The organism is Janthinobacterium sp. BJB301, from assembly GCF_002735685.1.
Classification (GTDB): Bacteria; Pseudomonadota; Gammaproteobacteria; order Burkholderiales; family Burkholderiaceae_D; genus Janthinobacterium; species Janthinobacterium lividum.
Genome location: NZ_PDZJ01000001.1, coordinates 279991 through 292531, shown reverse-complemented (window position 1 = coordinate 292531; position 12541 = coordinate 279991). Strand labels below are relative to the sequence as shown.

General features: G+C 61.1%; 10 protein-coding genes. All 10 read right to left on the bottom strand.

Annotation, left to right across the window (positions count from 1 at the left end):
* Positions 1-90 precede the first annotated feature (90 nt).
* Positions 91-1542 (bottom strand): glycoside hydrolase family 19 protein, encoded by a 1452-nt coding sequence (locus tag CSQ91_RS01380; RefSeq protein WP_257217188.1) that lies wholly within the window; start codon positions 1540-1542, stop codon positions 91-93.
* A gap of 299 nt (positions 1543-1841) precedes the next feature.
* Positions 1842-2459 carry a SorB family sulfite dehydrogenase c-type cytochrome subunit gene (gene sorB, locus CSQ91_RS01375; RefSeq protein WP_099387166.1) on the bottom strand — a complete coding sequence of 206 codons (618 nt, stop codon included), beginning with the start codon at positions 2457-2459 and terminating at the stop codon, positions 1842-1844.
* A 10-nt stretch (positions 2460-2469) separates the two neighbouring features.
* Positions 2470-3696 carry a SorA family sulfite dehydrogenase catalytic subunit gene (sorA, locus tag CSQ91_RS01370; RefSeq protein WP_099387165.1) on the bottom strand — a complete coding sequence of 409 codons (1227 nt, stop codon included), beginning with the start codon at positions 3694-3696 and terminating at the stop codon, positions 2470-2472.
* Entirely contained in the window at positions 3689-5116 is a 1428-nt protein-coding gene (locus tag CSQ91_RS01365) for an amino acid permease (protein WP_070254562.1), read from the bottom strand. Before CSQ91_RS01365 ends, sorA begins: the two co-directional genes overlap by 8 nt.
* 291 nt (positions 5117-5407) lie before the next feature.
* Positions 5408-6202 (bottom strand): ABC transporter permease subunit, encoded by a 795-nt coding sequence (locus tag CSQ91_RS01360; RefSeq protein ID WP_051959683.1) that lies wholly within the window; start codon positions 6200-6202, stop codon positions 5408-5410.
* Positions 6203-6281: 79 nt separating this feature from the next.
* The gene (locus tag CSQ91_RS01355; RefSeq protein ID WP_034788398.1) at positions 6282-7097 is read right to left on the bottom strand and encodes a taurine ABC transporter ATP-binding protein; all 816 of its coding nucleotides are present in this window, start codon (positions 7095-7097) and stop codon (positions 6282-6284) included.
* An 84-nt stretch (positions 7098-7181) separates the two neighbouring features.
* The gene (tauA, locus tag CSQ91_RS01350; RefSeq protein ID WP_373630402.1) at positions 7182-8234 is read right to left on the bottom strand and encodes a taurine ABC transporter substrate-binding protein; all 1053 of its coding nucleotides are present in this window, start codon (positions 8232-8234) and stop codon (positions 7182-7184) included.
* Positions 8235-8349: 115 nt separating this feature from the next.
* Complete coding sequence (locus tag CSQ91_RS01345) at positions 8350-9759, bottom strand: NAD(P)/FAD-dependent oxidoreductase (RefSeq protein ID WP_034788412.1); 1410 nt, start codon at positions 9757-9759, stop codon at positions 8350-8352.
* Positions 9760-9817: 58 nt separating this feature from the next.
* Complete coding sequence (locus CSQ91_RS01340) at positions 9818-10225, bottom strand: nuclear transport factor 2 family protein (RefSeq protein WP_034788413.1); 408 nt, start codon at positions 10223-10225, stop codon at positions 9818-9820.
* A 287-nt stretch (positions 10226-10512) separates the two neighbouring features.
* A complete protein-coding gene (gene xsc / locus CSQ91_RS01335; protein ID WP_099388521.1) occupies positions 10513-12321 on the bottom strand; it encodes a sulfoacetaldehyde acetyltransferase in 1809 nt (602 codons plus the stop codon).
* Positions 12322-12541 lie beyond the last annotated feature (220 nt).

Here is a 12541-nt window from a genome sequence, read left to right as displayed (position 1 = left end):
TTGTACAGGTTGTACGTTGTGAGCTGTTGCAGGCCCCTGAAGGGGCTCTTGTCAACTGTTATCCCTGGCCGGCTATTCCTGCATTTACTGCTACTGCAACTTCACATTCCAGTTGGCTTCCACGCATTTCACGTAGTTCCCGGCCTGCAAGGCGCTGTACGGGGTTTGATAGCTGACCAGCTGGCATTGGTTGTCGCCACCGGCGCTCCAGTTCTTTTCCCAATAGATGTTGTAGGAAGCGGAACTGGCCGGGGTGAAGCGTTGCATGTTGGCGCAAGACAATTGTTCGCCGGAATAATCCCAGCCCATGTCGGCGGCAAATTGCTTGTAGTAATCGATGCGGTTTTGCGCGGCCTGCTTTTCCGTGCCCTGCCCGCATTCGGCGTTGATGATCATGATGGTGGTGGCGAAATTATTGCCCGCGCCAGCCGTCGTATCGGCCGCGTTCGGCACCCACGTGCCGTCGAGCACATGCAGCATCGACGGCTTCGGCGGTTGCGGATAGACAAAGAAGAACGTGGCCGAGGCCAGGTTCAGCCAGGTCGAGGCCACCAGGTCCGGGTTCTTCAGCAGCACGGACTGGTCGCCGTCATGCATGGCTTGCGAGAATGGGCCGTAATTGTAGTTGTACGACAGCTGCTTGGCGCCGCGGCCGAAATACTTCTTGAAGCTGCCATCGGCGTTCTTGCCGCAGGTCCAGACCTTGTTGAAGACGGGATCGGCGCACTCGACGTTGTAGCCGCAGCCGGCGCCCGTCTCGTCGCAGCCCAGCTCGCGCAAATACTTCAAGCCCTGGCGCCATTGCGGCAGCGGGCTGCTGGCGTTATGGTCGCCCGTTTCCTGTACGAAATGCGCGAACATGGTGGCCAGGCTGTGGCGGCAGATGGCGTCCGCATTGCGCCCGTCGCTGTAGTCGTCGCACACGGCGGGGAACTTGGCTACGGCTTGCAGGAAACGCTGATAGGTATAACTGGTGTCGCGCGCGGCAAAATAGTAATCCCACTTTGCCGCCGGCAGCAGGCGCTCGACCCGCTTGACGTTGAGCGGATTGCTGGCCAGGCCGGGCTGCACGGCCTCGACGGCCGTATTGCCCAGGGTGCGGATCGACGCCTTGACCTTGCGGAAGAAATCGTTGTTCGTCAGCGCCGCCTCGTTGGCCTCGGCCTGGGCTTTGGTGGGGATGCCGGGCGTTGGCGTCGGGGTGGGCGTTGGCGTTGGCGTCGGCGTTGGCGTCGGTGTCGGGGTGGGCGTCGGCGTCGGGGTGGCCGTATCGAGACTCCACGGTCCCCACTGGTCGTTGTTCGGCGCCGTGCCCTGCACCCACCATTTGGCGCGGTAGACCTTGCCGTCATACACGGCGCACTGGCCCGCCGTATAGACGGCAGCGGCGCTCCAGGCCGCGCACTGATCGCTGGCGGCCGTGGCGGCCAGCAGGGTCGATGGGGGTTCGGTGGTGGAATTGCCGCCGCAAGCGAGCAGCGCGCTGCCCAGCAGGCCAGCCATCAAAGGCGAGGCCAGCCGGCTAATTTGCCGTGTCTTCACAATGTCTCCTGAACGTTATACGAAAACTATCGAAGTAGCTTTTTATGTTGTACGTAAAGAAAGCACAGCGAAGCGTCGGCTTTCTGCAGAGAGAATGCGACGCTCTAAATTGGTAGTCAAGTGGTTTTATATAACGGTGTTTTTTACAATACCAGTGCTGGCGATCGCTGCGTTGGCAAGCGATGCGGTGGCGAATGGGACAAGTAAAAAAAGGCCCGCTGCATGATGGCAGCGGGCAATACCGCGCTGGATGGGTGGCGGCAAGTGGTATTAAGGGTTGTTGCGCGTCCGGGACGAACTTATCTGTTCAGCACGTACTTCGCCAGGCTCGCCGCATCCGCTTCGCTCAGCTGGCTGAATGGCGGCATGGGCACGGGGCCCCATTTGCCCGCGCCGCCACTGCGGATGTTGGCCGCCACGGCAGCGACACCGTCCTTGCCCTTGTACCTGGCTGCCACCTCGGTAAAACCAGGGCCGACCACCTTCTGGTCGAGCGCATGGCAAGCCATGCAGCCATTCGCCGCCAGCAGGGTCTTGACATCCTTGCCGCTGGCGGCCGGGACAGCGGCTGCCACGGGTTTGGCGACGGCCGCGCCCGTTGCTGCCGCGCCCCGCTCCACGCCATAGGTTTTCACCAGGTAATCGACCATGGCCGGCATGTCCACGTCGTCGAACTGCGCGCCAAACGGCTTCTTCATCTTCTTGACGGTGGCTTCCCAATAGGCGCGCGGAGAGGCCGGGGGCTGGCTCGACGCATACTGGGCCGCGTGGCACGTCATGCAGTTGCGCTGCACCAGCTGGTAGCCGGGCAATTCGCTGGGTTTGTATGTCGCCGTTTCCGGCGGCAAGTGGATTTCCAGCGCGCACGCACCACCCGCCGCCAGTGCCAGCGCGGCAATCAATATTTTCATTCGCATGTGAATCTCCTCAGACTGCCTGGATGCGCGTGGTTTCCACCACGTTGCGCATATAACCCATGGGATTCCACAGGGCTTTCATGGGCTGGCTCTGGCCGATGCGGTTGACGGCGCGCACCATCAGCACGTGGCTGCCCTTGCGCGGCGCCTTCATGAGCATGGTCCATACACGGAACGAGTAGCGTCCCAGGTCCTTGCCCAGCTTCGCTTCCTGCCACGTCTGGCCGCCGTCAAGCGACACGGTCACCTCGCTGATGCCCTGGCCGCCATCAAAAGCGATGCCGCGCAGGGCCAGGTCGCGCCCCGCCTTCACTTGCGCGCCATCCTGCACGCTGGTGATGAAAGAGCGCACGTTGAGGCGGCTGATCGGCGTCGTCTTGCCCACGGGTGCGCCCGGCTCGATGAAGCCGGAGCCGTTGTCGGGGATACGGTAGCCCGTGCTCATCCAGAAACCGTCGAATGGCTTGTCCAGCACGGTGATGTCGCTCAAGTGCTTGACCCAGTAAGTGCCGTAATAGCCTGGCACAATCAGGCGCAGCGGATAGCCGTTGAGGAAAGGAATGTCTTCGCCATTCATGGCCCAGGCCAGCATGACGTCGCCCGCCATGATGTGCTCGACGGACAAGGCTTTTTGGAAGTCGGGACCATCGCCCACTGGCGGCGCTTCCAGGCCATTGAAGGCTACTTGCACGGCGCTGGCCGCGATACCGGCCTTTTCCAGCACGGTCTTCAGGGGGATGCCCGTCCAGCGGGCATTGCCCATGGCGCCATTGCCCAGCTGCCCGCCATTCGCGCGCGGGGCAAAGAAGCCGCGGCTGTTACCCGAGCATTGCGTCACGGCCACCACGTCGACCGGCTCGGCCAGCTGTTTCAGTTCCGCCAGCGACAGTTCCAAGGGAGTCTTCACCAGGCCGGCGATGCGCAGGCGGTAGCTGTCGCCATCGATGCTGGTAGGCAAGCCACTCCAGTGGTAGCGCACGAAAAACGCATCGTTGGGCGTGATCGCGCCTTCATTGAACACGCTGAACGGCGTTTCCAGCTGGGGAGGACGGCTGGTCAGCAGGATCAGCGGGCGCTTTTGCGGAAAGGCCACCAGTTCGCGCTCGCCATTTTCAAATGGCAGGGTAACGGAGGCAGAGGCGGCCAAGGCTGGCCCCGCCACTGCGGCGGCGCCCAGGGTGGCCGTCGTACGCAGGAAGCGGCGCCGGCCGGCGGGCAACAAGGTCGTGTCAGACATGTTTGAGCTCCACTTTGGCTTCGTTGTCGCCGTTGCGGTCGTCGTTGACGAGCTTCTTGATGTAGTACATGACGCTCATGATGACCACGCTCAACAGGCCGAACCAGAACGACACGCGCTGCTCCGTATCGGACGACACGCTCATGGCACCGAGGATCACCAGCATGGCGATGATGGTGAAATACGTCAGGTAAGGGAACAGCCACATGCGCACCTTGATGCGTTCCGGGCATTCGCGCTCCAGGCGGCGGCGCAAACGCAATTGAGATATCGCAATGAGCAGGTACACAAACAGGATCAGGATACCGTAGGAATTGACGATGAAGGGGAACACCAGGTCGGCCGATACATACGATACGGCAATGGCGAAATAGGCGAACAGGGTGCTGAACAAAATGGCGCGGATGGGCACGCCGTTCTTGCTCAGCTTGACCAGGCCCGTGGGCGCATCGCCGCGGCGCGTCAGCGCAAAGATCATGCGCGACGAAGCGTACAGGCTGGAATTCAAGGCCGACAGCACGGCCGTCAAAATGATGGCGTTCATGATGTGGGCCGCGTACGGGATGTTCATGACGGTCAGGGCGCTGACGAATGGCGTGGCGATGGCCGGCGAATCCCAGGGCACGATGCAGACGACGACAAACATGGACCCCACATAGAACATCAGCACGCGCGTGATGACGGAATTGGTGGCGCGGGCGATGGCCTTGGCCGGGTCCGACGTTTCGGCGGCGGCGATGGTGACGATTTCGGCGCCCGAATAGAAGGCCGTGGCGGCGACGGCGCCACTGAGCACTGGTCCCCAGCCGTGCGGCATGAAGCCGCCGTTGCTGGTCAAGAAACCCAGAGTCGGGATGCTGTTGGGCAAGCTACCCGTGATGAACAGGGCGCCGACAAACAGGAAGACGATGATGGCGACGACCTTGATCGAGGCGAACCAGAATTCGAATTCGCCGAAGGCCTTGACCGAGAACAGGTTAAGGATGGTCATCGAGACGAGGAGCACCAGGCTGATAGCCCACGACGGTACGTCCGGCAGCCAGAAGTTGACCAGCTTGGCGCCGGCGATGGCTTCCAGGGCCACGACGACGACCCAGAAATACCAGTACATCCAGCCGCTCATGAAGCCGAGGAATTTCGAGACTTTCGGCTTGTCGTCGAAGGCCAGGCGCGCATATTCGTAGAAGGAGCCGACCACGGGCAGGGATGAAGCCAGCTCGCCCAGCATGCGCATGATCAGGACGACGAGGCCGCCCGTGAGCAGGAAGGAAAGGATGGCGGCCGGGCCGGCGGCCTTGGCGATGACGCCGCTGCCGACAAAGAGGCCGGCGCCGATCACGCCGCCGATGGCGATCATGCTCATGTGGCGTTGCTTGAGCGAGTGCTGCAAGCCGGTACTGTTATGCGATTCGCTAATCATGTTTTGTCTCCTGAAAATCTCTGAAGCTCGGTGCGCCCTGCCTGCTGCGGCTTGTTCTTGCCGCGCGGCTTTGTTTTATTTAGGCAACACCGTCAAGCAGCATCGATACATCGTGTGAATCAGTCTGGTTGGCCGCATTCCATAAGTCAATCTGGAAATGCAGCGGCCCGGCGCGGTGCCCAAGGGGCAAGCGCGCTGGAGAGTAAGTACGGGGTATTGCTGAGTTATTGCTGCTTAAAAAATGGGAGCGGCGGCAACACTTGTGGCGTGCGCGCCACTCCCGGGAACGTCTTACACCTTGCCCTTCCATGGCACGAGGGTACGTTCGAGGTAACGCATCATCAAATCAAACAGGAAAGCGAAGAAGCCGATCACGATAATGCCCATGATCACCACATCGCTGGCCAGGAACTCGGAAGCGCTCAGCACCATGTAGCCGAGACCGCGCGTGGCCGCCACCATCTCGCCAGCCACCAGGGTGGTCCAGCCCACGCCGATGCCGATGCGCATGCCGGTGAGGATTTCCGGAATCGCGGCCCGCAGGATCACGTGCACGATGACCTGGAAACGCGTGGCGCCCATCGAGTACGCCGCGTGGATTTGCTCCAGCGATACGGAGCTGACGCCGGCGCGGGCCGCGATCGCCATCGGCGCGAAGATGGCCAGGAAGATCAGGTAGACCTTCGAAAACTCGCCGATGCCGAACCAGATGATGACCAGTGGCAAGTAAGCGAGCGGCGGCAACGGACGGTAGAACTCGATCAAGGGATCGAAGATGCCGCGCGCCACGCGGTTCACGCCCATCATCACGCCGATGGGAATGGCGAACAGGCAAGCCAGGCCAAAGGCGCCAAACACGCGCACCAGACTGGCGACGGTGTGTTCCCACAGGGTGGCGCCGCCGAAACCCGTGGTGGCCGCCATGATGAATTTTTCATACACGGCTTGCGGCGACGGCAGAAACAGCGGCTTGACCATGCCGCTGGCCGTCACGCCAAACCACAGCAGCAGTACGGCGATGACGGTGACGGTGGCGATGCGGCTGGAATTGCCCTGCCCCGGCGCGCCGAACGCTTCGCCGGGCATGGCGCAACGGGGAGCGAACAGGCGCGAGAAAAAGCCGGCGCGCTTGGCGGTGGTGGGAGGAAATCCCACGACGGATGGGCTATGCATGGGACACCTCCAGCTCTTTATTGACGGCGCGTTCGTCGCCATAAATGATGTTGAGCACCGTTTCGCGCATCTTGATGAAGTCCGGGCTCGATTTCACGGCGCGCGCATCGCGGCACTCGAGGAAGCGCTTGTTGAAATCGAGTTCATACGTATGCGTGATGCGGCCCGGACGGGGCGACATGACGATCAGCCGGTTCGCCAGGAACAGCGCCTCGTCGACGCTGTGGGTAATGAAGAAGAACATGGTGCTGGACTTGGCCCAGATATCGAGCAGCAATTCCTGGATGGTTTCGCGCGTCAACGCATCGAGCGCCGCCATCGGTTCATCCATCAGCAGCATGGCCGGATTGCTGGTCAGGGCGCGGGCGATGCCCACCCTTTGCTGCATGCCGCCCGACAACTGATAAATCATATTGTCGTGAAAATCCTTCAAGCCCACCAGCGCCAGATTTTTTGCCGCCTGTTCGCGCCGCACGGCCTTCGCCACGCCTTGCAGCTTGAGGCCGAATTCCACGTTTTCCATCACGTTCAGCCATGGCAGCAAGGCATGTTTCTGGAACACGACGCCCCGGTCGGCGCCCGGCCCCTCGACCTTGTTGTCGCCGAGCATGATCTCGCCCTTGGAGGGGGCGATAAAGCCCGCCATCAGACTCAGCAAGGTAGTCTTGCCGCAGCCCGAGGCGCCCAGGGCGACGACAAAGTCGCCGCTATTGATGGTCAGGTTGATATTATTTAAGGCATGTACGCGTTCACCGGCCGTCTTGCCCGGATAAATCACGCTGACATCCTTGACGTAGAGATTTTCCATCGTGTGCCCCGCATAGGTGTAGTCACTTCAGTTCAACGCATTCTGTTCAGTCAGCGCGCCCGCAGGCGCGCCATTGCACAACGTTTACTTCAGCAGGCCGGCGGCCTGTGCATACCTGGGTGTCACATATTTGGCGTAATCGGTAGCCAAGGTGTCGATCTTGCCTTCGCCCTTCAGGAATTGCGCCGTGGCCAGCAAGGCTTGCGCCACACCGCCCTTCGCGCCGCCGCCGAGCCAGGCCGGCGAGGCCTGCTCCTGCAGAGATGGATAGGCGTACAGGGCCACGGAAGCGGCCACGTCCTTGGCGGCCGCGCCCGAATGCTTGACGTTGGCTTTCACTTGCGGGGAGTCAATGGTCCACGCCTTGGGATTGGCGCGGTAGTCGGCGTCGGCGGCGGCCATCACCTTGACGAACTTGGCCATGAAGTCCGCGTTCGCTTCGCCCCAGGCGCGCTCGACGGCCATGCCGTCAAACGTGGCCTTGCCCTTCTTGCTCAGTTCGCCGGACGTGACGAGGACCTTGCCGTTTTGCTTGAGTTTGCTCAAGGCCGGGTCCCACACGAAGGCGGCGTCGATGTCGCCCCGCTCCCAGGCGGCGGCGATCTGGTTAGGCTGCATGTTCAGCAATTTCACTTCCGTGGGCTTGATGCCCCACGTTTCCAGCGCGAACATGGTGTGGAAGTGTGTGGTGGACACGAAAGGCACGGCGATCTTCTTGCCGCGCAAATCCGCCGGCTTGGTGATGCCGGCGCCATTGCGGGCCACCATCGCTTCGGCTTCATTGATGTCGTCGATGATCCAGAACAGCTGCAGATCGACGCCGCGGCTGACGGCCGCCGTCAGGGGGCTGGAACCGATGACGCCGATCTGCACGTCGCCGGAAGCCATGCCGGTAGCCACCTTGGCGCCCGAATCGAACTTGCGCCAGTTGATTTTATAGCCGGTGGTTTTTTCCACTTCGCCGCTGGCGATGGCCACCAGGAAGGGACCGTTGATTTCCTGGTAGGCAATCGTCACTTCCTTGCCTTGCGCGAAGGCGGTACCGCTGGAAGCAAGGGTAACGCCCAGTACCAGGGTGCCGAGGACGGCGCGGCGCATCGTTGAAAAAACCGTGTTTTTGCTCGTATTTGTGTTCATGTCTCACTCCAAGTTATTGTTATGTGTGAACGTGCGGGCAATCTCATCCCTCGCGGGAGGCGCCGCTGGTCGATCTATGTCAACGCATGCGGCGGCTTAGTACGGCTACTGCTATTTAAAACACTTCATCCTTCAAGTGATACCAGCGGTACAGGAAGCGCTGGCCCAGGCGGCGGAACGGGGCGAACGCTTGCGACTCGACCAGTTCCATCATGTTGGGATACGGCAATTTGGAATTGAAGATCGGCAAGCCCGTATCGCTGGCCTTGCCGGCGATACGCTCGGCCATGCGCCGGCCCGCCTGCGCCGAGTACATGACGCCGTTGCCGCCGTAGCCGAGCGAATAGAAGATCGATTGCTTCGGGTCCGGTTGCACGATGCGCGGCATCATGTCGTGGCTGACGTCGACCCAGCCCCACCACGAATAATCGATGGCGATCCCGGTCAGCGCGGGGAACTTGCGGTGCAGATCGTTGATCAAAAACTGTTTGTACTTGTCGTCCGGCGCGTCGGCGCCCGTGATGGCGCTGCGGCTGCCGATCTGCACGCGGTTGTCCGGCATCAGGCGGTAGTAGTGGCGCAGGATGCGCGTATCCGTGATCACCTGGTGGGTGCGGAAGTTGCACGCCTCGATTTCCGCCGGGGTCAGCGGACGCGTGACGAGCGAATTCGACAGAATCGGCAGCAAGCGGTTCTTCACTTGCGGATGCAGGTGCGGCGAGGTGTAGCCGCCCGTGGCCACGGCGACGGATCGGGCACGCACTACGCCGCCCGGCGTTTGCAGATAATGCACGCCGTTGCGCGTTTCCCAGCCCATCACGGGGCTGGACGGGTGCACCTTGGCGCCCAGCGCGCGCGCCTTGCGCAGGTAGCCGAACGCCAGCTTGCCTGCATGGATGCCGATGCCTTCCGGCTCGTGCAGCGCGCCGGCCGCTTCCTTGTCGTCGACGAATTCGCGCTTGACGGTGTCGGCGTCGAGGATGCGGGCGTCGTACTTGAAGATCTCGCGCATGACCTTGGCTTCTTTTTCCAGCGCGGGCATGGCTTTCGCTTTGTGGGCGATGTACAGGTGGCCGCCCGGCTGCGGGTCGCAATCGATGTCGGCCGTGATCTTCTTGAACGTTTCCATCGCATCGCACACTTCCGCGTGCAGTTTCAGGGCCGTGTCCAGCCCATAGCGGTCTATCCACTGCGAGCGTTTCAGGCGGCCCGTCGTGCATTGCGCCTGGCCGCCGTTGCGCGTGCTGCAGCCCCAGCTGACCCGGTTCGCTTCCAGCACGGTGGCCTTGATGCCGTGTTCCTGGGCCAAAAAGATGGCGCAGGACAAGCCCGTGAAGCCGGAACCGATGATGGCCACGTCGACGTCGATGTCATGCGTGATGGGGCCGTCGTCGGCGGGCGGCTCGCCGGCCGTGCCGATCCAGTAGGTGGGCGCGTAGGCATTGCCGTGGCCGGGGCGCTGGGCCACCAGCGGATCGAAGGCGGGATCGTAGGGCGTGCGGGCGGCGGTGCTGTTGTTGCCCATTACGCCAGGCGGGGTGTCGACAGGTTTGTTCATGGTCATTCCTGGTGAACGTGCTGGCTCAGACTGTGACGACGGGTGGGCGATCCTTGCGGAAAGCATTCTTGACGGCGATCTTGCCATCGCGGAAGGTGAAGATATCGACCATGCGCGCTTCGATGCGCGTGCCGTCCGCCTTGGTGCCGGCAAAGGTCGACTCCGTCACGCCCCGTTCGCCGCTGACGAAATGCACGGGGTTAAGCCAGGCGGCGTCGGGGAAGGTTTGCCAGGCCAGCTCGAAGCCGGCGCGCACGGCGTCGCGGCCGATGAAGCTCTTGCCCAGAAGCTCGGGACCGGCGACGGCGTGGAATTCGCAATCGTCGGCCATGGCGGCCATCAGGGCCTCGATATCGTGGCGGTTCCATGCATCGCCGAATGCTTGCAGGAAGTCCGTGGTGACGGCGTCAGTGTGCGGTACAGGGTGGTTCATGGTTGTCTCCGTAAATCGTTTTTGATACGCTACGTTCCGTTTTTTGTCTTTTATTGAATTTAAGCCTTAAGCATGGCCTTGTCAAATCAAATAATTCAAAAAACGGGACGCCTTGTATTCTTTAATGAAATTATGATGCTTTCGTGACAATCTGTGAGAATTTGGTCACAGCGCTGTGTCGGATTACGCCGGGCTTGCGCCCGGCTAATCCAACCTACGCCAGCACCACGCGTCAATTGCGTAGGTTGGATTAGCCCGCCAGGGCGTAATCCAACAACACCATCACATCAAACATAGTCTTTATATTTATCCAGGTGACGCACAGGTTTGCTCAGCGCATCGCGGCGGAACGGGTCGCCCAGCTCGCGCGTGCACATGATTTCGATGATGGTGGTCTTGCCTTCATTCATCTGCATGTCGATGGCCTTCTTCAAGGCCGGGCCCACGTCTTCCAGCTTGTCGACCGTGATGCCTTCGGCGCCCATGGCGCGCGCAATTTCCGCGAAGCTCTGGTTGTCGAGCTCACCGGCGACGAAGCGGCGGTTGTAGAAATCGACCTGGTTTTTCTTTTCCGCGCCCCACTGGCGGTTGTGGAAGACCACAGCCGTGACGGGAATGTTGTGGCGCACGCAGGTCATCGTTTCCATCAGGCTCATGCCCCAGGCGCCGTCGCCCGCATACGACACGGCCGGACGGTGCGGTGCGGCCACTTTCGCGCCGATGATGGTCGGGAAGGCATAGCCGCAGTTGCCAAAGCTCATCGCCGCAAAGAAGCTGCGCGGCTTTTCAAAGCGCAGATAGCTGTTCGCCACCGAGTTGATGTTGCCGATGTCGGTCGACACCATCACGTCTTCCGGCATCGCTTTTTCCAGCTCGCGCAAGACCTGGCGCGGGTGCAGATAGTTGCCCGGCTCTTTCTTTTGCTCTTCGATCATGTCCAGGCTGTACGCATCCTTTTCATGCGTCCAGTTGGTCAGCTCTTCTTCCCACGCGGCCTTTTCCGCTTGCACGGTGGCGTAGCGCTCGTCGCGCGTGGCGTCGCAATCGAGCGTCTTGCCATCCAGGCGGGCAATAATCGCCTTGGCGGCCGCCTTGGCGTCGCCGCAGATGCCGACCGAAATCTTTTTTACCAGCCCGAGCATCTTGTTGTCCGCGTCGATCTGGATGATTTTCGCGTTTTTCGGCCAGTAATCCATGCCGTGCTGCGGCAAGGTGCCGAACGGTCCCAGGCGCGAACCGAGGGCCACGACGACGTCGGCCTGGGCGATCAGTTTCATGGCTGCCTTGGAACCCTGGTAGCCGAGCGGGCCGCACCACAGCGGATGGCTGGCAGGGAAGGAGTCGTTATGCAGGTAGCTGTTGACGACGGGCGCGCCCAGGCGTTCGGCCAGCGCCTTGCACTCTTCGATGGCTTCGCCCATGACGACGCCGCCGCCCGAGATGATCACAGGGAACTTGGCCTTGGCCAGCAATTCCGCCGCATCATTGAGGCTTTGCTCGCCGCCGGCGCCGCGATCCAGGCGGTTCGGCTTCGGGATTTCCGCCTTGATTTCACCATAGAAATAGTCGCGCGGGATGTTCAATTGCGTCGGGCCCATTTCCGACATGGCGCGATCAAAACAACGGCCCGTGAATTCCGCCATGCGGGCCGGATTCGTCACGTGGCCTTGATATTTCGTGAATTCCTCGAACATCGGCAACTGGTTCGCTTCCTGGAAGCCGCCCAGGCCCATGCTCATCGTGCCTGTCTCCGGCGTGATGATGACGACGGGCGTATGCGCCCAGTAGGCGGCGGCGATGGCGGTCACGCAATTGCTGATGCCGGGGCCGTTCTGCCCGATGACCACGCCATGGCGGCCCGAGACGCGGGCATAGCCGTCGGCCATGTGGCCGGCGCCCTGCTCGTGCACGACGGGAATCAAACGGATGCCGGCCGGGGCAAAAATATCCATCGGGTCCATGAAGGCCGAGCCCATGATGCCGAACATGTCGGTCACGCCATTGGCGGCCAGGGTTTCCACGAACGCTTCGGAAGGCGTCATCTTTTGCGGTCCGGTGGGGATGGCCGCTGCGGCGGCGGCTTTTTGCTCGGTCATGTCATTCATGGGTGTCTCCTGGTCTGTGGTGATTGAAGCTGTTGAAATTATCAACTCATTTATTAAAAATCGGTATATTTTGTTCCGAAATTTGATATACAATTCAATTTAAGCGTTCAGCAATCAAAAGTCAAACAGATTTTCAAGGAAACGGTACAATTTGAGTTCGAAAATGAAATAAGCTGAAGTAACACTCATAGCTACCCAACCGAGGCCACCA